This is a genomic window from Desulfotignum phosphitoxidans DSM 13687, from assembly GCF_000350545.1.
Taxonomy (GTDB): Bacteria; Desulfobacterota; Desulfobacteria; order Desulfobacterales; family Desulfobacteraceae; genus Desulfotignum; species Desulfotignum phosphitoxidans.
The window spans coordinates 1-22,408 of sequence record NZ_APJX01000014.1; the positions used below are offsets into that span (position 1 = coordinate 1).

Below are 22,408 nucleotides of genomic sequence, written 5' to 3' on the forward strand. Positions count from 1 at the left end.
TTCAAACATCCGGTCAATATCTTCATCGGTCAGTTTTTTAACTGCCCTGACAGACATCCGGATGCCCAGGGTCCGTGCAATCATGCTTTGCAGACTCAAGATCTGGCTGGTTCTTTGGTGGACAAACAGGAGCCTTCGCCGCAGCAGATCCCGGACCGATCTTTGCTGCTTTGGGTAAATGTACCCTTCAGGCAATATGTTCAATCGTTTCATATGGGCCAGCCAGAAGGAGTCCCACCGGTCATCGGTGTACTTTAATCCTTCATACTGCTTGACAGCGGATGGGTTGGCCAGATGAACCTGATAGCCGTGATTTTGCAGGCCATCCACCAGCCAGTACCAGTTATAGGTTGATTCCACCACAACGCCATCCAGGTTGCTTTTGAACGGTTCCAGTACCGAGAGGACATCCGGCAGATCGTTGCTGATCCGCTTGCCGAATACCCGCTTGTCCTTCTCATCGATGATACCGATATAATTATTACTTGAATGCAAATCAATTCCGGCGTAATATTTCATTGGGCACCTCCTAAATCCTATATGTTAATAATAACTGGTATTATAGCAATCGCTGCTATAATTAGGGAGGTGTCTTCTCATTTTTTAATAGTGCTTCGGCCAGCTTTCCAGGGGAACCCCAAAAATTCCCCTGGAAAGCTGGCTTCCACGCAGTTTAATAGTAGCAAATGTCAACGGTTGTTTTTTGCTACGCCCTTTATATGATTATCAGGCCTGCGTTATTGTCGTTATTGACACCAATAACGACAATAACGCAGGCCTGACCCCGGGTTGGACGGGGTTGGAAGTTAGAAGAGTTTGAACAGAGCCTGGGTGCCGTCGTTTTCGCACCCGTTGTCCACCAGTCGTTCATACAGGGTTTTTGCCAGGGTCAGTCCCGGGGTGTCCAGGCCCAGGTCCCGGGCTGAATCCGCGGCAATGGTCATGTCCTTGATAAAATGCTTGACATAGAATCCCGGGGCAAAATCGCTTTTGAGCATCCGGGGGCCCAGGTTGTTCAAAGACCAGGATCCGGCCGCTCCCTGGCCGATGGACGACAGAACCGTGTCCGGATCCAGGCCGGCTTTTTTGGCATAGGCCAGGGCTTCACACACCCCGATCATGCCGGCGGCAATGGCGATCTGATTGGCCATTTTGGTATGCTGGCCCGATCCGGCCGGCCCCTGGTACACGATATTTTTGCCCATGACCTGAAACAGGGGAAGCATGTCGGTGAACACGGGTTCCTCTCCGCCCACCATGATGGACAAGGTGGCGTTTCTGGCACCCAGGTCCCCGCCGGACACGGGTGCATCCAGCACCTGGATGCCTTTTTCCCGGCTCTGCGCTGCCAGCTTTCTGGCCAGTGCCGGATCCGAGGTGGTCATGTCAATGGCCACCGACCCGGTTGCCGCGTTTTCCAGAATTCCGTCTGCATCCAGATAGATCTGTGCCACATCCTGGGGATACCCCACAATGGATATGATCACGTCTGAGTTCGCTGCCAGTTTCCTGACAGAATCCATCCACACCGCACCTTTTTTTACAAGCCCGTCGGCCCGGGCCCGGGTCCGGGTATGAACGCAAAGCGCATATCCGCTGTCCAGGATATGGCCGGCCATGCTGTGTCCCATGACGCCCAGTCCGATGAATCCGATCCGTGTTTTTTCGGGTGAAATCTGCATTTCAGTCTCCTTGTCATACCGATGTTGAAATTGATATGATTTCTTTATACGGGTTTTTCCGCTTGACTGTAAAGGGTATTTCAGTCTACACCTTTAAGCAACCACATCATTCAAACCGTTGAAGGGGTATCGACGCTGTTATGAAAAATCCATTCACATCCCCTCGATCTGCTGTTGCCAGTGGCATCTTGATCTTTTCTTTCCTGTGGGTGTTTTTCAATCTGACCGTCCCGGACAGCCGGGCCGAAAGTTCAGGACCAATGGTGATTTCCGCAGCGGAAATCGATTATCCTCCTTTTTCCATTGTGGATGAAACCGGCCGGGCATATGGATTTTCCGTTGAGCTGATGCGGACGGCCCTGGCAGCCATGAACCGGTCGGTCACTTTCAAAAGCGGTCCCTGGCACCAGGTCCGAACATGGCTGGAAACCGGAGAGGTGGATGCTTTGCCGCTGGTGGGACGGACACGGGAACGGGAAGCGTTGTTTGATTTTACGTTTCCCTACATGTCCTTATCCGGCGCTATTGTGGTGCGTAAAGGTACCACGGGTATTCAGCGGCTGAACGATCTCAAAGGCCGGCAGGTGGCCGTCATGAAAGGCGACAATGCCGAAGAATTTCTGCGCCGGGAAGACCGGGGCATCGACATCATCACCCGCCCCTCCTTTGACATCGCTTTGCAGGAACTGGCTGCCGGACAGTATGACGCCGTGTTTATCCAGCGCCTGGTAGCTATTCGCCTGATTCAGGAAAGCAGCATTTCCGGCCTGGAGATCTCCCGGCATCCTGTTGAGGAATTTCGCCAGGATTTCTGTTTTGCCGTCCAGGAAGGGGATAAAGATATGCTGGCCCTGCTCAACGAAGGCCTGGCGCTGGTCATGGCGGACGGCACGTTCCGCCGGCTGCATGCCAAATGGTTCGCCGCGCTTCAGCTGCCCGTGGACCGGCCGGTGATCATCGGCGGGGATCACAACTATCCACCCTTTGAATTTATAAATGATGACGGGGTACCGGACGGATACATGGTGGAACTGACCCGGGCCATTGCCCGGGAAATGAACATGGATATCCAGATCCGGCTTAAACCCTGGGCCGATACGGTCCTGGCTTTGGAAACCGGTGAAATCGATGCGATTCAGGGGATGTTTTACTCTGTGGAACGGGACCAAACCCTGGATTTTTCCCCCTCTCATATGATGTCACATTATGTGGGGGTTGTGGCCGATAATCAGGCAGCCCCGCCGGAAACCCCGGCGGAACTGGCCGACCTCAGCCTGGTTGTCCAGCAGGGTGACGTTATCCTGGAATTTCTGGCAAACCATGATTTGATGTCCCGGGTGACGATGCTGGAAAATCTGGATGACGTTTTGCAGGCCGTGTCTGAAAAACGATTTGATTGTGCGCTGGTGCCCCGGATCGGTGCGCTGCACATGATCGAAAAAAAAGGATGGACCCATCTGAGATTGAGCCGTCAGTATTTTTTTGTCGGTGAATACAGTTATGCCGTCAAAGACGGCAACCAGGCACTGCTGGCGCAGTTGAATGAAGGATTGAATATCCTGAACCAGACCGGGGAATATCGGCGCATTCATGACAAATGGCTGGGGATGTTTGAAAAAGAACCATTGCCGCTGGAACGCATCATTCATTATTTAGCCATGGTGACCATTCCGCTGATGCTGATCCTGCTGGGGATGTTTCTCTGGTCCCGGGCCCTGCGAAGAGAAGTGGCCCGCAAGACCCGGGAGCTCCAGGACAGTGCGGACCGGTTCAAATATGTATTTGACTCCGCCAATGTCGGGAAATCCTTTACTTATCTCGATGGCCGGATCAATGCCAATCAGACGTTTGCCGATTTTCTGGGGTATACCCGGGAAGAACTGCAGAGCAAGACATGGCAGGAACTGACACCGGCAGAAGATATTGAAAGGATCCAGAACATACTCGATGGAGTGATTTCAGGCAAAAATCAGGCAGTCCGGTTTGAAAAACAATATATCCATAAAACCGGTGCGCTGGTATGGGCGGATGTCAGCGCCGTGATACGGTTTGACAGCCAGGGCCGGCCATTGTATTTTGTCGCCACTATTGTGGATATCACCCAAAGGAAAAAGGCCCAGCAGCACATTCAGCATCTCAACCAGGTGTTGCGCGCCATCCGGGATATCAACCAGTTGATTGTCAGAGAACGGGACCGTGATATCCTGATCCGGGAAGGGTGCCGGCTGCTGGTGGCCCATCGCGGGTACCCGTCCGCCATGATCGTGTTGACCGATGAAAACAATATCCCGGTTTCCTGGGCCATGGACGGGAAGATGGAGGATTCAAAAGAACTGAATGAATTGCTGACACAAGGGCAGTTACCCCAGTGCTGCATAGAGGCCGAAGCGTCCCGGGAAATCGTTGTGAACCATAACCCGAAAACCGGGTGTCACGACTGTCCCGTATCACAGAGCTGTGCCGGACCGTTGACGGTATGTGTGCCGCTGTCCCATATGAACGAAATTTTTGGATATCTTAATGTGTCTTCGGAAACCGTCATCGTTCAAGGGGATGAGGAATATCTGCTTCTCAACGAGATGGGCCAGGATTTTGCCTATGCCTTGAGTACATTGAAAATCGAATCGGAACGCAAAAAAGGGCAGAAGGCCCTGGCAGAAAGTGAACAGCGGTTTAAAACCTTTGCAGAACTGGCACCCGTGGGAATCCTGATTTCAGATGACCAGGAAAACGTCCTGTACATCAGCCCGAAATTCACTGAAATATTCGGTTATACTCTGGCGGACGTTCCGTCTGCCCGCCAGTGGTGGTCCCTGGCGTATCCTGATCCGGAATTGAGGAAAACCGTGCAGCAGCGCTGGCAGACCGCCATGGAAACCGCCGTGCGGACGGGTGAAGAAATCGATCCCATGGAATATCCGGTCACCTGTAAGGACAACACGGTCCGGGAGATCAAATTTCTGGCCGCCACCACGGGTACGCTCACGATTGTGGTGTTCACCGATATCAGTGAAGAGAAAAAGCAGGAAAATGCCCGGGAAAACCTCCAGGCCCAGCTGAACCAGGCCCAGAAAATGGAATCCGTGGGCCGGCTGGCCGGTGGGGTGGCCCATGATTTCAACAACATGCTCAATGTGATTATCGGATATGCAGAGCTGGGACAGATGAAAGCCACGCCGGATGATCCTCTGCATGCCGATCTTGAGGAAATCCTGGATGCGGCCCGGCGGTCTTCGGATATTATCCGTCAGCTTCTGGCCTTTGCCCGGAAACAGACCATCCAGCCCAAAGTGATGGATATCAATGAATTGATCGAAGGAACGCTCAAGATGCTGCGGCGGCTTATCGGCGAGGATATCACGTTGTTCTGGCAGCCGGGTGCCAATTTGAGATCCATTTATATGGATGCCACTCAGATGGATCAGATCCTGGCCAATCTGCTGGTGAATGCCAAGGATGCCATTGATGGTGTCGGCACCGTCACCATTGAAACCCGAAAGGTCACACTGGATCGGCAATATTGCGAGGTTCATGCCGGGTTCACACCCGGAGATTTCGTATTACTGGCCGTGAGCGATGACGGGTGCGGCATGGACCGGCATACCCGGGAAAAATTGTTTGAGCCGTTTTTTTCCACCAAGAAAAAGGGAAAAGGCACGGGTTTAGGGCTGGCGACTGTTTACGGCATTGTCAAACAGAACAACGGCTTCATCAATGTATACAGTGAGCCGGGCACGGGCACCATTTTCAAGATTTATCTTCCCTGTCATGATGAACAGATTGAAAAGCGCCTGCCGGATAAAGAAATGCCGCTGCCGGCTGCCCAGGGCGAAACCCTGCTGATTGTGGAAGATGAAAAAGCCATTCTGACGCTGGCCCAAAAAGTGCTGGAAAATCAGGGCTATCAGGTGATAGCCGTCTCAGATCCTTTAGATGCCCTGGCCCGGATCCAGGATCATGACACAGACATTCACCTGCTGCTCACGGATGTGGTCATGCCGAACATGAACGGCCGGGATCTGTCAAAACAGGTTCAGGCCATATATCCGGACGTCAAAATTCTGTTCATGTCCGGATATACAGCCAATACCATCGCCCATCACGGGATTCTGGACACGGGTGTGAATTTTCTTCAGAAACCGTTTTCCAGCCGGGATCTGGCGATCAAGATCCGGACCATTCTGGATGGAAACGGCAGTTAACGGGTCGGTTTTCTTTCCAGGGTTTCCCGGGTCAGGCCGTACAGCAGGGCAATGCCGGTCAGGCAGGCGGCACACACCCCGAACGCCAGGTGAAAGGCCGGCAGGGTCAAGGATGCCCCGGGAAAAAACCGGGTCATTACATGGCCCAGGCCCTGGAGAAACACGGCCACACCGGCCATGGTGAAAAAATTGATGCCGGTCATGGCCAGACCGGCATTGGCCCGGGGCACCTGTTCCTTGATGTGCGCGTACATGACCTGACCGGACCCGGATGCCAGACCGAATGAAAAAAACACCAGATATGTGATCCACACGCCGGAATCCGGCGTCAGGCGGTTCATGCCCAGCAGCAGTCCCACCATGCAGACCATACCGGGAATGATGATTGTTTTCCGGGCCCCCACCACGGAATCGGACAGCCACCCGCACAAAGGACATCCCACAATCAGGCCGATGCTCATGAGAAACAGGATATTGCCGGCCGTGACTGCGGGCAGTTTCAGCACATGGATGAGGAACGGACCGGCCCACAACGCCTGGACGGCCGCGTAAATGCCGTACCGGCAGAACGTGGCCAAAGAGATGATCCAGTAGTCTTTTCGGTGAAACAGGTCCCATGCCCGGGTGAGAGTCTGGGATACACTGGGTCGGATATCCCCTTCATCGGCCGTATCCATCGTGCCGCTCCCGTTTCGCTCCCGGATCACCGCCAGAAATACCAGGGTCAGAAACAGGGTGAATCCGGCAATGATCAAAAAACTGTGCCGCCACCCCACCAGACCCACCAGAAGTACCAAAGGTGTGGCTGCCGCAATGTTTCCCATGGTTCCTAAAGATACCACCATTGCAGACAGCGTGGCAAACTGCCGGGGTTTGAACCACAAAGTCAGCAGTTTCAACGATCCCATGAAATTGCAGGCCATGCCGATGCCTAAAAGCACCCGCCCGAAGGTCAGCCAGGCCGGACTGTTGCCCAGGGCAAAGATCACGGCCCCTGACACCGACACCAGGGTCAGCCCGACCATGGCGGTCTTGGGGCCCACGGTGTCCAGAAAAATGCCCACGGGTATCTGCATGAGCGCAAACGCATAGAAAAACGCGGCCGATATCCGGCTTAAATCCAGGGCGTTCAATCCCATCTCCTGCATGAGATTGGGAGAGATCACCGCCACTGAGGACCGGTAGAACTGGGACATGGCAAACATCACCGCCGTCAGAAGCACACCGATGAAAAGACAGACACGAGACTGGGTCATACAATGGTTTCCTTTTGGATCCTTCATTAAAATTCACCGTTTGATGGATATCACGAATGACCCGGTGGTTTCAATATTAGATTCCTGTATTGAGTCATCAACAGGCATGTGATATGAGGACAGCACAATATATCCATAACACCAACGTTGGAAGGAATCCATTTTTCATGAAACAGATCGATTTGAGAAGCGACACCGTGACCCGGCCCACCCAGCAGATGCTGGAAGCCATGATTACCGCCCAGGTGGGAGATGATGTATATGGCGAAGATCCCACGGTGAACCGGCTGGAGCAGACCATGGCTGCGGTCACGGGCATGGCAGACGGCCTGTTCTGCGCGTCCGGTACCCAGACCAACCTGGTGGCTCTGCTCAGCCATTGCCAGCGCGGAGAAGAATACATCGTGGGCCAGACGGCCCATACATACAAATACGAGGCCGGCGGGGGGGCGGTTTTAGGCAGCATCCAGCCCCAGCCCCTGGATTTTGAAACAGACGGGACCCTGGATCTGGCCAAAGTGGAACGCTTCATCAAGCCGGATGATTTTCATTTTGCCCGAACCCGGCTGTTCTGCCTGGAAAACACCCAGGCCGGCAAAGTGCTGCCCATGGATTATCTCAAAGATGCCCGGAAACTGGCGGACCGCCATGGCTTGGGCTTTCACCTGGACGGGGCCCGGGTGTTCAATGCCGCAGTCAAGCTGGGCGTGAATGTCACAGCCATCACCACGCTGTTTGATTCCGTGTCCTGCTGTCTGTCCAAAGGCCTGGGAACGCCCGTGGGATCGGTGCTGTGCGGTTCCAGGGAATTCATCGCCCGGGCCCGGCGGTGGCGGAAAATGGTGGGGGGCGGCATGCGCCAGGCCGGGATTCTGGCGGCAGCCGGCCTGTATGCCCTGTCTCACAACATTGACCGGCTGACGGATGATCATGCCAATGCGGCCCGCCTTGCAGCGGGTTTATCCGGCATCAAGGCCATTCATATTGATATGGATGCGGTGCAGACCAATATGGTTCACGCCCGTATCGATGCAGACATGACGGCTCTGGTGCAGCACCTGGCCGGTCAGGGGATCCGCATCAGCCCGGGCAACCCCGTGCGCCTGGTGACGCATTTGAACATTGATGCCGCTGATATCGATCGGGTCGTGGCAGGGTTTCGGTCTTTTTTCTAAAAAAATCTGCTAAGACAGACTGACTTCAATGGGTCAGGATTTTGCTGATGAAATCTGCAGCCCGGTGGGTCTGGGGGTTGTCAAAGAATTCGTCGGGTTTGCCGGTTTCCACGATTTTGCCCATGTCCATGAACAACACCCGGTCTGCCACTTTTCTGGCAAATCCCATTTCGTGGGTGACCACGCACATGGTCATGCCTTCGGACACCAGGTTGACCATGACATCTAAGACCTCGCCGATCATTTCCGGGTCCAGGGCGGAGGTGGGTTCGTCAAACAGCATGATTTTGGGCGTCATGGCCAGGCCCCTGGCAATGGCCACCCGCTGCTGCTGACCTCCGGACAGCTGGCCCGGATAGGCCCCGGCTTTGTCGGTGAGTCCGACCTGGGTGAGCTTCTCTCTGGCGATCTTTTCAGCATCGGCCGTTGACATTTTTCTGACGTTCACCGGTGCCAGCATGACGTTCTGGAGCACGGTCATGTGGGGATACAGATGAAACTGCTGGAATACAAACCCGATGTCGGCCCGGAGCTTGGTCAGGTTGGTGGCCTTGTCGTGCACGGGTACGCCGTCCACGATGATCTGCCCTTTCTGGATCGGCTCCAGGCGGTTGATGCACCGGATCAGGGTGGATTTTCCCGATCCGCTGGGGCCGCAGATCACCAGCACTTCCCCGGGGGCGATGTCCAGGTTGATGTCATTGAGCACATGGAGTTTGCCGAACCATTTGTTCACTTGCTTGAATTCAATCATCGGGTATCCTTGAAAAAATCGTTATATTGCCATCCGGCGTTCCAGGTAGTTGGACAGCAGGATCAACGGGTATGAAATCACAAAATACAGGGCACCCACCAGGGAAAACACCATCAGGCCTTCCGGGATTCTCACCACGGTGACCCATCCCACCCGGGTCAGTTCCATCACGCCGATGACCGATACCACGGAGGTGTCTTTGATGAGCAGCACATACTGGCCCACCAGGGGCGGCAGAATCACTTTCATGGCCTGGGGGACGATCACCAGGCGCAGCTGCTGGATCAGGGTCAGGCCCGATGCCGTGCCGGCCTCCCACTGGCCCTTGGAAATGGCATTGATGCCGCCGGCCACGATTTCGCAGATAAATGCGGATCCCATGATGGCCATGGCCAGAAGCGCCGCAGGAAATGCCTTGAGCTGGATGCCCCATTCCGGCAGGATGAAAAATACGATAAAAATCTGGACCACGAACGGGGTGCCCCGGACAAAGGAGACATATACGCCGATGATCCACTTGAGGATTTTGTTTTTACCCGAGCGCAGGATGCCTAAGACAAAGCCCAAAAGGGTGCAGGTGAACAGGCTGATAAAAGCGATCTGGGAGGTCATCCACAATCCTTTGAGGAAAAACGGAAAAATTTCCACCAGCCGGGAAAAGTAAAATGCCATCATGATCAGTACGCCTCCCTGTATATCAGTTTACGCTGGGACCAGTCTGCCAGGGCCTTGAGACAGAAGTAGATGCACATGTAAAAGAACGCCACCGTTAAAAAGGCTTCCGTGGGCATGAACCGTTCCGAGGTCATGGTCTGGCCCACCCGGGTCAACTCCATGACCGAGATCAAAGACAGCAGGGCGGAATCCTTGACCAGAACAATGGACTGGCCCAGCAGCGGGGGAACGGTGGCTCCTAAGGCCTGGGGCAGGATGATGAAGCGCATGCGCTGAAAATAGTTGAGCCCGGAGGCTACGCCGGCCTCGATCTGTCCGTCATCCACCGAGGTGATACCGGCCCGGATGATCTCTGCAATATAGGCACCGGAGTTGAGCATCAGCGCGATAATCCCGGTCTGGATCTCCGGCACCCGGATGCCCAGGGTGGGCAGGCCGAAATACAGAAAATAGATCTGCACCAGCAGCGGGGTGGACCGGATGATCTCGATATAGGCGATGGCCGGATATTTGAGCAGTTTGATGGAGGAGATCCGGCAGGCACAGGCGATGGTACCGGCGATCAGGGCCAGGAAAATGGATACGGCAGAGATAAAAAAGGTGGACCTGAGCCCGGTCAGAAACAGGGGCAGGTATTCAAATATAATCCGCAAGTTAAAGTCAGCCAGCATAGGCGCATCCCTTTTGCCAAAGGGCATGTCCGAAAAACAGACCCGGACATGCCCCGTTTTTGATAACGCGTCACCGCGATGGTATTCAGGTATGGCTGGTCAACGGATCAATGGTCTTTTTTCCAGTCCGTTCCTTCCATCCAGTAGGCAATATTTTTGTCATAGGTGCCGTCGGCCCGGATGGTCTTGAAGTACAGGTTGATCCACTGCCACAGATTGACCGAATCGTGGTTCACGGCAAAGGCCAGGGGGTCTTTGCCCTGTCCCAGGCGCTTTTCCAGCAGGCGCACGGAATTGGGCGGAAAATCGGGCAGCACTGTGAGCACGGCCAGGTCATCGTTGACCCCGGCATCCACATGTCCTGCGATCAGGGCCTGGACCACCATGCGGCCCCCGCCTTTGTAGGATTTGATCTCGGCATTGGGCATGTACTGTTTGGCCATGGTCTCGCCGGTGGACCCTAAGAGCACGCCCACGGTGACCCCTTTTTTGTTCACATCTTCAAGGGTCTGGAAGTCGGTATCAGGACGGGTGAAGATGCAGGGCTGCACCTCAATCCAGGGATCGGTAAAGGTGATTTTCAATGCCCGTTTCAGGGTGGGAGTCATGTCGGCCGCCAGGATATCCGCCTTGCCGGACAGCAGGGCCGGAATCAACCCATCCCAGTCAAAATCCAGGACCACCAGTTTGACGCCCATGGCATCGGCCATGCCTTTGGTAAAATCGATCATGGAACCGGCGTGCTCACCGTGTTTGTCCACAAACGCATAGGGGGCGGCACCGGACTGCACGGCCACCCGAAGTTCTCCGCGTTTGACAATGTCTGTGAGGGTACCGGCAAAAGTCATGGCGCTGAAGCACAGAACAGCGGTCAGTGCCAGGACCAGTGAGAAAAATGTTTTCTGACGCATGGGGGGTTCTCCTTTTTTGGGGTTGGTATAAAATCAGCGGTACAATACCGCGCACTTCCCTGCATTAATCCCGGATTTCCTCCAGGGTTTCCGTCACGGTAATGCCTCTTTTTTTCAGGCTTTCCAGAAAAGGGGCTTCAGGAATATGGAACATGGGAGACAACACCCCGGTGTCGGTGATCTGTTTGTTTGCGATCATTTTGGCGGCGGTGACGGCGGAATATGCCACGCCCTTGCTCATGGCCATCAGGCCCGTGTCCAGATCCCGTTCAAAGAGCAGGGTGGATGTGAGCCGCATTTTTTTGCCGGTCATGACGCCTTCAAATATGTTGAGCATGGCCACCAGGTCTTTTTCATTGTCCTGATAAACCAGGCGGGGGGCCAGGAATTTGTCCATGAAATCCATGGGAGATATGGTGCCGTCTCCCAGGCCGGACACCGGGGTTTCGTCCAGGAAACCCAGATCCTTGAGAGGGCGCCAGATCGCAGCCCATCCCGGCCAGCGCAAAGAATACCGGCCCGTGTTCACAATGGTGTCAGCGAGGCCCATGCGGTCGGTGAAAAACGCGGCATTGCCGTTGGGAATCGCTTCAAGAGTGCCCAGGCCGGGAAATTCCACGGAATGGATGTTGGCTACGTCATGCTGGCGTGCGCCGGGGATATTTATCCGTTTGCCGTCAACGATAAAAGTGGAGTCCCGCTTGGTGGAACTGAGAACCCCCCGCCAGATCCAGGAGGTTTTATAATTCAAAGGATTGGTGCACGCGCTTTTTTCGGGAAATCCGCCGCAGTAAGATTTGATGCCGGTCAAGGTGTCGAACCGCCGCAACGCACTGCCGTACAGCACCAGATCGATGCCTGGATCCAGGCCGCACTCAGGCAGGATGGCGATGCCGGCGGCGGCGGCTTTATCGTGCATGTCGCCGGGGTCATACATGTAATTGGTGTTCACCACCGACACTTTTGCTGTCAGGGCCGCCTGGTTCACCGGCTCGGCAAACTCCTTTGGCAGCAGATCGATCACCACATCCACCGGTTTCATCACATTGACCAGATCATCGGCGTTTTTCGCATCAATGGTTGTCAGGATGATTTTTTCCATGGGAGTAAAGGGGTTGATTTTGGACAGCGCGTCAAACTGCGCATCCGCACAGATCACTTCCGTGACCTGATCATCTGAAGCCAGGTCGTGCAGTGCGGTACGGCCCTGAATGCCGCATCCGCCTAAGACAAGCACTTTCATTCGCTATGAATTCCTTTTTTAAAATATCGTTGGTCAATGGCGTTGCGATGTATACATCGTATACTCAGGTATACATATCTCCGGCCCCGGGCAGTGTCAAGGTGAAAGTGTTTAAAACGACGTATTGAAATTTTATTGCAGGTGATTGTTATCCGCATCCTTGACAAAGCGGTTCTTTCTGGCCTAAGACAGGGTGGGATGGGATTTTTGTTTTTGAAAATGTGTGAATCAAAAATAATGGGATTGTGAAATTGTTGGGAGGAATCAATAAGCGATGATTGTTTTTAAAGAAATGACTTTGGGAAAGAGGATTGCGTTTGGAATCGCATTGATGCTGGTGTTGATGCTGGTAGTGGGGGGGGCCGGGTATTACGGCCTGAGCCGTGTGGATGCCGTGATGAAGCTTTATACCCAGGTGAATTCACTTCAAACACTGGCAGCCGCTTTCAGAGATGAATCAAATAAATACATGCTTTATGAGATGCAGGACGATACCCCGGGCAGAGAAGCGGCCTCTGACGCGGCTTTTTCCCTTCTTGGGGAAGGGGATGTCATGCTGGCCCGCCTGGAATCAGTACCGGGAATCACTTCCGAGGAAGCACAGGACATTGCTTCGGCCAGGGATGCCATGAATACTTACAAAGAGCATTTTGAAGCATATATATCGGCAAACACGGTCAAAACCGAGCTGGCCGGACAGGCGGGGTCAGAATTTGAAGAAATCTTCAAAGAGGTGGAAGAAGCCGAGTTCTGGAAAGATGAAATGGCCCTTACCGCCAGAATCATGTCCAATTACACGTTGTCTTATTTTAACAGGGCATCGGATGCCAACTGGGAAGCACTGGTGCAAAGCATTGATGAATTTGCTGCGGCCAGGAATGACTGGGCGGAAAAAACATCCAACAGCGAAATGCTCCAAGAACGGGCAGAAAAAATCAAACAGGCTCTGGAGACGTATGTGGGATCAGTGAATGCATACCGGGATCAGGTCTTGCTTCAGGACAACCTGAGAAACGCCATGGATCAGGAGCAAGATGCTTTGTTCACCGCGTGCGGAAATCTGGCAGAATCCGCAGAAACAAAATTGCAGTCCCAGGCCGGTCTTTCCAGCAAAGTCATTTTAATCACCATGCTGGCGGCTCTGATTATCGGGATTGTTTATGCAGCCGTTTCCATTAAAAGAATCGTGGGTAAAATCAACAGGGTGATCAATGGGGTGATGGAAGGGACGGATCAAATGGTCAGCTCCTCCGAACATATTGCCCAGGACGGCCAGGAACTTTCCGACGGCGCGTCACGACAGGCGGCATCCATTGAGGAAACTTCCTCGTCACTGGAAGAGATCGCTTCCATGGTGAAGCAGAATGCGGAAAACGCGGGCAAAGCCAAAGAAATGACCCGGGAGGTCGAGCACATCGTGGAAGAGGTGGATCGCCATATGACAGATATGAGCGTTGCCATCAAAGAGATTTCCGACTCGAGTAAGGAAACGGACAAGATTGTCAAAACCATTGATGAGATTTCCTTTCAGACCAATCTGCTGGCATTGAACGCTGCCGTGGAGGCAGCCCGGGCCGGTGAGGCCGGGGCCGGATTCGCGGTCGTGGCCGAAGAAGTAAGAAACCTGGCCATGCGTGCCGCAGATGCCGCAAAAAGCACAGCCGTGCTCATCGGCAATACCATGAAATCCGTGGAAAAAGGCAGCCGGTTCACCCAGGCCACCCAGGACTCGTTTAAGACCAACAAGGAAATCTCTTCTAAAGTGGGGGCGCTGGTGGATGAGATCGCCGAGGCCTCCAGAGAGCAGGCTGAAGGAATCGAAAGCGTCAGTCAGGCAGTGACCGATATGGACAGTGTGGTACAGCAGAATGCTGCCAACGCGGAAGAATCAGCCAGTGCGGCGGAGCAGATGAATGCCCAGGCCAATCAAATGAAAGAATATCTCAATGAGCTGGTGGTCCTGATCAGACGGAACAAAGAAAACACCCGCAGCCGTAATGGGGGTGGTTCTGAAAATACCCGGAAACTGGAGCAGGAATTTTCCGGTGAAGAGCCATCACTTCTGGCCTTGACTGCTGCACCCAGTGGTGACCGTCTCAATTCTTTGGACAGAAAAACTGGGGAAAATCAGTGATAATGCCGCCGGCACCGGCCTGGATGAACCGGGCGGCAGTGGCGGGATCATTCACCGTGAACAGGTTGACCTGAAATCCTTTGTGCACCAGCCGGGAAACAAATGCCGTGTCCACCAGGTCGGCATTGAGGTTGTACACATCAAAGGGGCCGGGCCGGAACCGGGCCATGTCTGCCGGGGATGATCCCACCAGGGCCTGGACAGACAGATCGGGCCGCTGCTGCCGGACCCGGTCCAGCCAGGCATGGTTGAAACAGGACACAATCACCTGGTGGGGCCGGATCCCGACGTCTGCGATTTTCGCCAGCGTGGTGTCCACCGTGTAAAAAGGGTCGGGGTCTGTGCCGTGATCCTTGAGTTCCAGGTTCACCTGCCAGTCCAGGGATCGGGTCAGTTCCAGGCCCTGTGCCAGGGTAGGGATTTTTTCATTTTTGAATCCGGCCAGGGCGGAAGGATGGACCTGCCCGTTCCGGATGGTAGAGAACGGGTCGGCAGATTCAAACCAGGACCCGGCATCCAGGGTTTGAAGCTCTGCCAGGGAAAATGCGGATAACCGGTAATGCCGGTTTTTGAATGCCGGGCCCGTGAACCGGGTCCGGGCATCCGTGCACCGCAGCAGATCTTGATCATGGAACAGCACGGGCACCCCGTCCCGGGTGATCTGGACATCGGTTTCCCAGGCATGGGCCCCCAGATGCCGGGCTGTTCTGGCGGCTGCCCGGGTGTTTTCCGGGGCCAGACTCCGGGCGCCCCGGTGGGCGATGATGCGGGTCATGGCCGGAGCGGGGTTTCAGGCTGTGCCGTTGTCATATCTGCGCTGGTCAATGGGGATATAGTCGTTGACCGTGTTGCCCGTGTAAATCTGCCGGGGCCGGGAAATTTTCATTTCCGGGTCTGCCATGTCCTCTTTCCACTGGGCGATCCACCCGGGCAGCCGTCCGATGGCGAACATCACCGTGAACATGTTGGTGGGAATGCCCAAAGCCCGGAGCACAATACCGGCGTAGAAGTCCACATTGGGATACAGATGTTTGTCCTTGAAATAACTGTCTTCCAGGGCGGCTTCTTCCAGGCGCAGGGCAATATCCAGCAGGGGATCGTCTCTTTTGACCTTGGCCAGAACGATATCGCACATCTTTTTCATGATTTTGCCCCGGGGATCATAGGTTTTGTAGACCCGGTGGCCGAATCCCATGAGCCGGAACGGATCTTCTCTGTCCCGGGCCTTTGCGATGCACTGGTCAATGGTCATGCCGTCTTTGTGGATTTTTTCAAGCATTTGGATCACGGCCTGGTTTGCGCCGCCGTGAAGCGGTCCCCACAAAGCGCTGATGCCCGCGGAGATGGCTGAGTAAATATTGACCCGGCCGGACCCCACCACCCGGACCGCTGTGGTGGAGCAGTTTTGTTCATGGTCGGCATGCAGAATCCAGAATACGTTCAGCGCCCGGACCAGGTCCTGATCGACATGATAAGGCACCACATCGTTGTCAAACATCATGTTCAAAAAATTGGCGCAGTAGCACAGGCCGGGCTGGGGATAGGTCACCCGCTGGCCGATGGAAAATTTATAGGACATGGCCGCCATGGTGCGGATTTTGGAGATGAGCCGCAGAAACGTGTTGTTCATCTCTTCGTCCAGGTCCGTCAGTTCCGGGTAAAACGAGCGCATGGCATTGACCATGGCTGCCAGAATCCCCATGGGATGGGCCTGGGGCGGATAGTTCTGGTAAAACGCCTTCATGTTTTCATGGACCAGGGAAAAGTCATTGAGCATCACGGATGTCCGGGTCAGCTCCTCGCTGGTGGGCAGTCGTCCCACAATGAGCAGGTACGCGGTTTCCACAAACGTAGATTTTTCCGCCAGCTGTTCGATGGGAATGCCCCGGTACCGCAGGATTCCTTTTTCACCGTCCATATAGGTGATGGCGCTTTTGCACGCCCCGGTGTTGCCGTATCCCGGATCAAACGTGATACACCCGGTTTCTTTGCGCAGCTGCCGGATATCAATGGCTTTTTCCCCTTCAGATCCGGTGATCACAGGCAGCTGCATCTCTTTTCCGTCAATAATCAGTTTTGCATATTCCGTCATTGTGTTTCCTTAATTTTGTGATCAGTTTCGGGTTTCGCCGGGAACCGTGTAGGTGGTGCATGAGCCGCTGGAACAGTTCCGTTCCTGGGTGGTGACCCCTTTGGCCGCTTTTTGGCCGGATGATCCGCCCATGGCATAGTTGGTGGAAGAAACCACCCGCTCAAATTCAGTGGATTGACATTGTGGGCAGGTCACGGCCTCGTCTTTCTGAGACCCCATGACGATGATTTCAAAAAAATGATCACATTTTGTGCACTTGAATTCATATATAGGCATGATAACTCCTTGGTTTTAAACCGGTTTAAAATTGACAATAGATTGCTAATATTAATCAGTAATATAATCAGATCCCGCCGGTCCTGTCAAGACGGATTATTTGACAGGCCGGTCAGCAGTTCCCGGGCATGGGTCCGGGTGGCAGGGGTGATGGACGTGCCGCCGATCATCCGGGCGATTTCATCGATGCGGTCATCCAGGGTGGTCAACGGAACGATATCTGTACAGGTCCGGCCGTTGATCACCTGTTTGGCAATGCGGAACTGGTGGCCCCCGTATCGCGCGATCTGGGCTAGATGGGTGATGCAGATCACCTGGTGATGATCGGCCAGGGCAAAGAGCTTTTGGCCGACTTTGTCGGACGTGGCCCCGCCGATGCCGGCATCCACTTCATCAAAAATCAGGGTTTCAAAAGACTGGGTTTTTGACAGAACCGCTTTCAGGGCCAGAACGATCCGGGACAGCTCGCCGCCGGAAGCGATTTTCGCCAGGGGTTTCGGGGCTTCGCCCGGGTTGGGGCTGAGCAGAAACCGGACCCGGTCTGCGCCAGTGGCAGACAGTCTGTGGCCGGCCGGGGTGCAGATGTCTTTGGATGGATCACCTGGTTCATGAAAGATCTCCACCTGGAACCGGGCTTTGTCCATCTCCAGGGCCGCCAGTTCATCAGCAGCCAGATCCGCCAGGCGGGTGGCGGCCTGTTGCCGCTGGCCGGACAATGTTTCTGCTTTCCGGCACAGTTGCGTTTCCAGGTCTTTTTTCTTCTCAATGTGTGCCTGAATCTGCCGGTCCATGTCCCGGGTCTGTTCCAGCTGGTGTTCCAGTTCCGTGTACCTTTCAAACAAGGTGTCCAGGCTGCCCCCGTATTTGCGCTTGAGCTTTGAGATGAGATCCAGGCGCTGGTCCACGGCATCCAGCGATTCCGGGTCCAGGTCAATGGTCAGTGAATAATCCCTCAGGGTGTGGGTGATATCCTGCAGGTCCAGGATCACGGCATCCATGCGGTCTACTGTGGCGGACAGGGAGGGGTCCGCGTCCCTGAACCGGGCCATGTCGGATTGCAGGGAGGCCAGCTGTTCCACCACGGACCCTTCCCGGTCATAGACCTGGTGCACGGACCGGTTCACGGCCTCAAATATTTTTGCGGCATTGGCCAGGACCTGTTTTCTGTTTTCCAACAGGTCATCCTCGTCCGGCTGAATAGCGGCGTCCTGGATTTCATCCACCTGGAACCGGATCAGTTCTTTTTCGGCCTCACGCCGGGTTTTTTCCGTTTCCATTTCCTGGATCTGCCGGTTCAAAGGCACCAGGGTCCGGTAAATGGCCATGACTTCCCGGCGCAGGTCCCGGGTGCCGGCAAATTCGTCCAGAATATCCAGATGGTTGTCATCCCGCAGCAACCCCTGGTGGGCATGCTGGCTGGAGATACCTGCCAGGTTCCGGGTCAGTTGTTTGAGAAATTCCAGGGTGGACTGGCGAGAGTTGACAAAGACCCGGCTGGTGCCGGATCGCGGGATCACCCGGCGGATGATCAACCCTTCGTCCGGGTCCATGCCCTGGTTGGACAAAAGCCGGGCCGGTTCGGAATCCAAAGCGATGTCAAACACGGCTTCCAGTTCCGCGCTGTCTTCACCCGTACGCACCAGGTCCGCTGATGCCCGGGTTCCTAAGAGCAGGCTCACGGCCTGGATAATGATGGATTTTCCGGCCCCGGTTTCGCCGGTCAGCACATTCAGACCGGGATGAAAAGAGATGCGGATGTCATCAATAATTGCGAATTTTTTTATGGCCAGTTCGCTGAGCATACGATCTCCTTAGGGCCGTGAACAAAGTAAAGGTGTAGGTGACCAGGATCGCGGCCACCAGCCGGGGAATCCACAGCCAGAATACGGGGATGCCCAGGGGCAGAAACAGGGCCGGATCTTCGATCATGGCATGGTTGATGCCGATGGACAGGTGCAGCCGGGTCAATGATTCGGGTTCATAAGAATGGGCCCGGGTTTCTTCCACGATCACGGCGGATCCGTAAGCCAGGCCGAACACGGCAGCCGTCATCCAGAGCATGCCGCAGGACCGGTCCAGGCCCAGAAACGCCAGCACCGGTCCCAGGGGCCGGATGATGAAGTCAATGACGTGAAACACCCGGGCCAGTTCCATCAAGATCATCAACGGCATGATGATGCAGAAGATCTGGACCACCAGTTTCAGGGTGTCCACGGCCCATCCGGCCAGCCAGGCTGTAAAGGCAAGATCCTGGGCCGGCAGGGTGGCCCCGGCCAGGGGCCCGGCCATGTCCGGGGTCACGCCCATGAATTTGGCGCACAAAAACGTCACGACAAATGCCGCAGCCAGGCGGAAACCGGCGGCAAAAAACGGATTAATGCCGGACCGTCCCTGGACCATGCTCTCCTGGATCAGGTTGTGGCAGATCAGGGTGAACACGGCCAGAAGGATCATATGTTCCATGGCAAAGGGCATGACCGACAGGGCCGCCACCGTGCCGTAGATGCCCGTGAAAATGCCCGCAATGATCACCAAAGCACCGGAAGCGGGCAGCCCCATCCAGGTCATGACCGGGTTCAGCAGAAAATCCAGCTGATAGATGATCCCGGAATATACCAGCAGGCCCGTGGCAAAAGACACGGGCACAATGATCTTCAACAGCCAGATGAATCCGTGCCAGCCTTTTTTCAGCCCGTTGCGGATGCCCGGCATCAGCCGGGGGGCCGCAATCTCATCTTTCAGGACTGTCGTCTCATTTTTTGTCGTCATGGGTCGGACCGTCAGGCAATATGTGTTTTTTTACGGTTTCGTCCACGGTGGCATACACATCCTTGAACGCTTCATGCACATTGGAAGGGGACAGCCGGCCCATCTCAATGAACTTGACGATGATCTCCTTGGCGGATCGCAGTATTTGTTCATCTGTAGATTTCATATACCGGTGAATACCAGAACCCTGCCGGAAGGTCAAGATTTTGCTGTTGCCATGCCGGATAAAATGCGTATAATCAGGCGGTAATTTTTTTACCCTTTCCCAAGAAAAGGCAGCAGGTGAATGGAACATACAAACGAGGACAACCCGTCAATCCACCGGGTGCAGCAGGGAGACACAAAAATTATTCTCATCGGCACAGCCCATGTCTCCCGGGACAGCGCCCAGCTGGTGACGGACACCATTGAAGCGGAAACCCCGGACACGGTGTGCGTGGAGCTGTGTTCCACAAGGCTGTCCGCCATACGGGACACGGATCGGTGGCGGAACATGGATATCATCAAGATCATCAAGGAAAAAAAATCGTTGATGCTGTTCATGAACCTGCTTCTGGCCTCGTTTCAGAAAAAGATTGCCGATAAGTTCGACATCCGGCCGGGCCAGGAAATGATCAATGCCGTTGAAGCGGCGGAAAAAATCGATGCGGATGTGGTGCCGGCGGACCGGGACATCCAGATTACCTTGTCCCGGGTATGGCGGGGCATGGGGATGTGGGCCAAAATCAAGCTGCTGACCTCCATGGTGTTTTCCTTTGGGTCTGCCAATGATATCCAGGAAGCGGATATCGAGAAAATGAAGCAGGAAGATATTCTGCAGACCCTGCTGGCGGATGTGAAAAGATTTCATCCCATCATCGAGCAGGTGCTCATCGATGAGCGGGACCAGTACCTGGCACAGCGGATCGGGTCGGCCGAAGGAAACTGCATCGTGGCCGTGGTGGGTGCGGCCCATGTGCCGGGCATCAAAAAATATCTGGCATCCGGCAATGCCCGTTCTCTGTCATTTTTGAATCAGGTGCCGCCGCCAGGGTCTCTTGGAAAAATCCTCAAATGGCTGATTCCCGGGTTGATTCTGGTGCTGTTTGCCGTCGGGTTTGCCATGGAAGGCAAAGACGCGGGCACGGACATGATCTGGATCTGGCTGGCGGCCAACGGGATTTTTGCCGGTCTGGGCGCGGTCCTGGCCCTGGCCCATCCCTACACCATTATATCGGCGGTGCTGGCGGCACCGCTGACCTCGCTGAATCCCATGATCGCGGCGGGCTGGGTGTCCGGTATGGTGGAAGCCTTGGCCCGCAAGCCCAAAGTGCGGGACCTGGAGGCGATCCCGAAAGATATCGTGTCCTTCAAGGGATTCTGGCGCAACAATGTCACCCGGATCCTGCTGGTGGTGATTTTCACCAACCTGGGTTCCTCCATCGGCACCATGACGGCGGTCCCCCTCATGCTCAAGCTCCTCGGGTAGTTCGTTCGGGGTCAGGCCTGCGTTATTGTCGTTATTGGCCCCAATAGCGACAATAACGCAGGCCTGACCCCGATTTTACCGATTTTACGATTTTATTCAGCGAATTTGCGGATGCACTCCGGGTAGAGTTCCCATTCTTTTTCCAGGCCTTTTTTCTTGACATCTTCCAGGGTGTCGGTGTCTTTGATTTCAAAGACTTTCTGGCCGATGATGGGGCCTGTGTCCTCCCCGTAATCGATGAAATGCACGGTGCAGCCGCCGATTTTGCACCCGTACCGGAATGTGTCGCCATACCCGTCCGTGCCCGGGAATGCTGGTAGCAGGGCCGGATGGATGTTCATGATCCGGTGCTGTCCCGGGGTGGTGTTGATGCGGTCGATGAAATAGGGGGTGAGCACCCGCATGAAACCGGCCAGCACCAGCAGGTCGATGTCATAGGGCCGGATGCGGTCCAAAAGCTGTTTTTCCGCAATGGCCCGGGATTTAAGGAAAAACAGGGTGCGGTCATCTGCCGGATCCATGAGTTTCTGCTTGTCTCTCACTTCGGCCAGATCAAAGTCGTCCGGCAGGTCCTCCGGCGCAATGCCGTTTTTGCGGCAGGACTTGACGATCTGTTTGTAATCCACCACAAAGGTGTCGATACCGGCCTGTGTGGCCCGATCCAGTCCCCGGACCCCGGGGGTGTCTGATCCGGTGAACATGATTTTTCCCGGGATGCGGCCGTCTTTGCAGGCATCGATGATGGCCTGGAGATTGGTGCCGCCGCCGGAGATGAGTGTGCCGATTTTAAGGGGTGCCGGCATAAGGGTGTCCTCCTTGTTACGGGTGATGGCCTGTTATTGGTTGCCGTATCCGTTCTGGTCCCCGCAGTCCGGACAGGTCCAGGTGATGCCGTTGCAGGTCATGCCCCAGGCGTTTTCATGCATGCAGTTCTGGCAGATGGAAAACCCGCACCGGCAGTGCCAGCAGAACATAAAGGTCTGTTTGCAGCAATGGCACTGGCGGCGGCTGTTCCGGATCCGTTTGTCCCGGCGTTTCTGCTGCCGGGAGGCTTGGGTGTCATCGGTCATGGCAAATCTGTACTTCTCCTTTTGGTTAAA

General features: G+C 54.9%; 20 protein-coding genes. 4 read left to right on the plus strand and 16 right to left on the minus strand.

Annotated elements, in window-relative coordinates:
• Together DPO_RS21140 and DPO_RS21145 are read right to left on the minus strand one after the other, a co-directional pair.
• Positions 1-519 (minus strand): IS110 family transposase (locus tag DPO_RS21140; RefSeq protein WP_040012196.1); only part of this gene is annotated, 519 nt, incomplete at its 3' end.
• Between the two features lie 287 nt (positions 520-806).
• Complete coding sequence (locus DPO_RS21145; protein ID WP_328284787.1) at positions 807-1,766, minus strand: NAD(P)-dependent oxidoreductase; 960 nt, start codon at positions 1,764-1,766, stop codon at positions 807-809.
• A gap of 56 nt (positions 1,767-1,822) precedes the next feature.
• Between DPO_RS21145 and DPO_RS21150 the strand changes: the two genes are divergently transcribed.
• The gene (locus tag DPO_RS21150) at positions 1,823-5,884 is read left to right on the plus strand and encodes a transporter substrate-binding domain-containing protein (RefSeq protein ID WP_006968418.1); all 4,062 of its coding nucleotides are present in this window, start codon (positions 1,823-1,825) and stop codon (positions 5,882-5,884) included.
• Here DPO_RS21150 and DPO_RS21155 read toward each other — a convergent pair.
• The gene (locus tag DPO_RS21155) at positions 5,881-7,140 is read right to left on the minus strand and encodes an MFS transporter (RefSeq protein WP_006968419.1); all 1,260 of its coding nucleotides are present in this window, start codon (positions 7,138-7,140) and stop codon (positions 5,881-5,883) included. The two genes, DPO_RS21150 and DPO_RS21155, sit on opposite strands and share 4 nt — an antisense overlap.
• Positions 7,141-7,307: 167 nt before the next feature.
• On the opposite strand from DPO_RS21155, the gene ltaE reads away from it, so the two are divergent.
• A complete protein-coding gene (gene ltaE / locus DPO_RS21160) occupies positions 7,308-8,315 on the plus strand; it encodes a low-specificity L-threonine aldolase (protein WP_006968420.1) in 1,008 nt (335 codons plus the stop codon).
• A gap of 25 nt (positions 8,316-8,340) precedes the next feature.
• Here the strand turns inward: ltaE and DPO_RS21165 are convergent, their stop codons facing one another.
• The 5 genes from DPO_RS21165 to DPO_RS21185 all read right to left on the minus strand — a co-directional run bounded on the left by DPO_RS21165 (position 8,341) and on the right by DPO_RS21185 (position 12,569).
• The gene (locus DPO_RS21165; protein ID WP_006968421.1) at positions 8,341-9,069 is read right to left on the minus strand and encodes an amino acid ABC transporter ATP-binding protein; all 729 of its coding nucleotides are present in this window, start codon (positions 9,067-9,069) and stop codon (positions 8,341-8,343) included.
• A 21-nt stretch (positions 9,070-9,090) separates the two neighbouring features.
• Entirely contained in the window at positions 9,091-9,744 is a 654-nt protein-coding gene (locus tag DPO_RS21170) for an amino acid ABC transporter permease (protein ID WP_006968422.1), read from the minus strand.
• 2 nt (positions 9,745-9,746) lie between these two features.
• Positions 9,747-10,415, minus strand: coding sequence for an amino acid ABC transporter permease (locus DPO_RS21175; RefSeq protein ID WP_006968423.1), 669 nt, complete (start codon positions 10,413-10,415; stop codon positions 9,747-9,749).
• Positions 10,416-10,522: 107 nt separating this feature from the next.
• Positions 10,523-11,326 carry an ABC transporter substrate-binding protein gene (locus DPO_RS21180; protein ID WP_006968424.1) on the minus strand — a complete coding sequence of 268 codons (804 nt, stop codon included), beginning with the start codon at positions 11,324-11,326 and terminating at the stop codon, positions 10,523-10,525.
• 64 nt (positions 11,327-11,390) lie between these two features.
• Positions 11,391-12,569 carry a saccharopine dehydrogenase family protein gene (locus tag DPO_RS21185; RefSeq protein ID WP_006968425.1) on the minus strand — a complete coding sequence of 393 codons (1,179 nt, stop codon included), beginning with the start codon at positions 12,567-12,569 and terminating at the stop codon, positions 11,391-11,393.
• A gap of 274 nt (positions 12,570-12,843) precedes the next feature.
• Between DPO_RS21185 and DPO_RS24205 the strand changes: the two genes are divergently transcribed.
• Entirely contained in the window at positions 12,844-14,703 is a 1,860-nt protein-coding gene (locus tag DPO_RS24205; protein WP_006968426.1) for a methyl-accepting chemotaxis protein, read from the plus strand.
• Here the strand turns inward: DPO_RS24205 and DPO_RS21195 are convergent.
• From DPO_RS21195 to DPO_RS21220, 6 genes are all read right to left on the minus strand, one after another.
• Positions 14,666-15,478, minus strand: a complete 813-nt coding sequence (locus DPO_RS21195; RefSeq protein WP_006968427.1) for a glycerophosphodiester phosphodiesterase — start codon at positions 15,476-15,478, stop codon at positions 14,666-14,668. The two genes, DPO_RS24205 and DPO_RS21195, sit on opposite strands and share 38 nt — an antisense overlap.
• A 15-nt stretch (positions 15,479-15,493) precedes the next feature.
• A complete protein-coding gene (locus DPO_RS21200) occupies positions 15,494-16,795 on the minus strand; it encodes a citrate synthase (RefSeq protein ID WP_006968428.1) in 1,302 nt (433 codons plus the stop codon).
• A 21-nt stretch (positions 16,796-16,816) separates the two neighbouring features.
• Complete coding sequence (locus DPO_RS21205) at positions 16,817-17,071, minus strand: FmdB family zinc ribbon protein (RefSeq protein WP_006968429.1); 255 nt, start codon at positions 17,069-17,071, stop codon at positions 16,817-16,819.
• Between the two features lie 86 nt (positions 17,072-17,157).
• Positions 17,158-18,873, minus strand: coding sequence for a DNA repair protein RecN (gene recN, locus DPO_RS21210; protein WP_006968430.1), 1,716 nt, complete (start codon positions 18,871-18,873; stop codon positions 17,158-17,160).
• Positions 18,833-19,840 (minus strand): hypothetical protein, encoded by a 1,008-nt coding sequence (locus DPO_RS21215; RefSeq protein ID WP_006968431.1) that lies wholly within the window; start codon positions 19,838-19,840, stop codon positions 18,833-18,835. The genes recN and DPO_RS21215 overlap by 41 nt, the downstream gene beginning before the upstream one ends.
• On the minus strand, positions 19,824-20,006 hold the full coding sequence (locus tag DPO_RS21220; protein ID WP_024333052.1) for a hypothetical protein: 183 nt from the start codon (positions 20,004-20,006) through the stop codon (positions 19,824-19,826). The genes DPO_RS21215 and DPO_RS21220 overlap by 17 nt, the downstream gene beginning before the upstream one ends.
• A gap of 120 nt (positions 20,007-20,126) precedes the next feature.
• On the opposite strand from DPO_RS21220, the gene DPO_RS21225 reads away from it, so the two are divergent.
• A complete protein-coding gene (locus DPO_RS21225) occupies positions 20,127-21,308 on the plus strand; it encodes a TraB/GumN family protein (protein ID WP_006968433.1) in 1,182 nt (393 codons plus the stop codon).
• Between the two features lie 92 nt (positions 21,309-21,400).
• Here DPO_RS21225 and purN read toward each other — a convergent pair whose 3' ends face one another.
• Positions 21,401-22,111 carry a phosphoribosylglycinamide formyltransferase gene (gene purN, locus DPO_RS21230; RefSeq protein WP_006968434.1) on the minus strand — a complete coding sequence of 237 codons (711 nt, stop codon included), beginning with the start codon at positions 22,109-22,111 and terminating at the stop codon, positions 21,401-21,403.
• Between the two features lie 33 nt (positions 22,112-22,144).
• On the minus strand, positions 22,145-22,378 hold the full coding sequence (locus DPO_RS21235) for a hypothetical protein (RefSeq protein WP_006968435.1): 234 nt from the start codon (positions 22,376-22,378) through the stop codon (positions 22,145-22,147).
• Positions 22,379-22,408: the final 30 nt, after the last annotated feature.

What these genes read in the sequence shown, in the direction of transcription:
- DPO_RS21150 (WP_006968418.1), top strand. Translation starts at nt 1,823, where the DNA reads ATGAAAAATCCATTCACATCCCCTCGATCTGCTGTTGCCAGTGGCATC.
- DPO_RS21155 (WP_006968419.1), bottom strand. Translation starts at nt 7,140, where the DNA reads ATGACCCAGTCTCGTGTCTGTCTTTTCATCGGTGTGCTTCTGACGGCG.
- ltaE (WP_006968420.1), top strand. Translation starts at nt 7,308, where the DNA reads ATGAAACAGATCGATTTGAGAAGCGACACCGTGACCCGGCCCACCCAG.
- DPO_RS21165 (WP_006968421.1), bottom strand. Translation starts at nt 9,069, where the DNA reads ATGATTGAATTCAAGCAAGTGAACAAATGGTTCGGCAAACTCCATGTG.
- DPO_RS21170 (WP_006968422.1), bottom strand. Translation starts at nt 9,744, where the DNA reads ATGATGGCATTTTACTTTTCCCGGCTGGTGGAAATTTTTCCGTTTTTC.
- DPO_RS21175 (WP_006968423.1), bottom strand. Translation starts at nt 10,415, where the DNA reads ATGCTGGCTGACTTTAACTTGCGGATTATATTTGAATACCTGCCCCTG.
- DPO_RS21180 (WP_006968424.1), bottom strand. Translation starts at nt 11,326, where the DNA reads ATGCGTCAGAAAACATTTTTCTCACTGGTCCTGGCACTGACCGCTGTT.
- DPO_RS21185 (WP_006968425.1), bottom strand. Translation starts at nt 12,569, where the DNA reads ATGAAAGTGCTTGTCTTAGGCGGATGCGGCATTCAGGGCCGTACCGCA.
- DPO_RS24205 (WP_006968426.1), top strand. Translation starts at nt 12,844, where the DNA reads ATGATTGTTTTTAAAGAAATGACTTTGGGAAAGAGGATTGCGTTTGGA.
- DPO_RS21195 (WP_006968427.1), bottom strand. Translation starts at nt 15,478, where the DNA reads ATGACCCGCATCATCGCCCACCGGGGCGCCCGGAGTCTGGCCCCGGAA.
- DPO_RS21200 (WP_006968428.1), bottom strand. Translation starts at nt 16,795, where the DNA reads ATGACGGAATATGCAAAACTGATTATTGACGGAAAAGAGATGCAGCTG.
- DPO_RS21205 (WP_006968429.1), bottom strand. Translation starts at nt 17,071, where the DNA reads ATGCCTATATATGAATTCAAGTGCACAAAATGTGATCATTTTTTTGAA.
- recN (WP_006968430.1), bottom strand. Translation starts at nt 18,873, where the DNA reads ATGCTCAGCGAACTGGCCATAAAAAAATTCGCAATTATTGATGACATC.
- DPO_RS21215 (WP_006968431.1), bottom strand. Translation starts at nt 19,840, where the DNA reads ATGACGACAAAAAATGAGACGACAGTCCTGAAAGATGAGATTGCGGCC.
- DPO_RS21220 (WP_024333052.1), bottom strand. Translation starts at nt 20,006, where the DNA reads ATGAAATCTACAGATGAACAAATACTGCGATCCGCCAAGGAGATCATC.
- DPO_RS21225 (WP_006968433.1), top strand. Translation starts at nt 20,127, where the DNA reads ATGGAACATACAAACGAGGACAACCCGTCAATCCACCGGGTGCAGCAG.
- purN (WP_006968434.1), bottom strand. Translation starts at nt 22,111, where the DNA reads ATGCCGGCACCCCTTAAAATCGGCACACTCATCTCCGGCGGCGGCACC.
- DPO_RS21235 (WP_006968435.1), bottom strand. Translation starts at nt 22,378, where the DNA reads ATGACCGATGACACCCAAGCCTCCCGGCAGCAGAAACGCCGGGACAAA.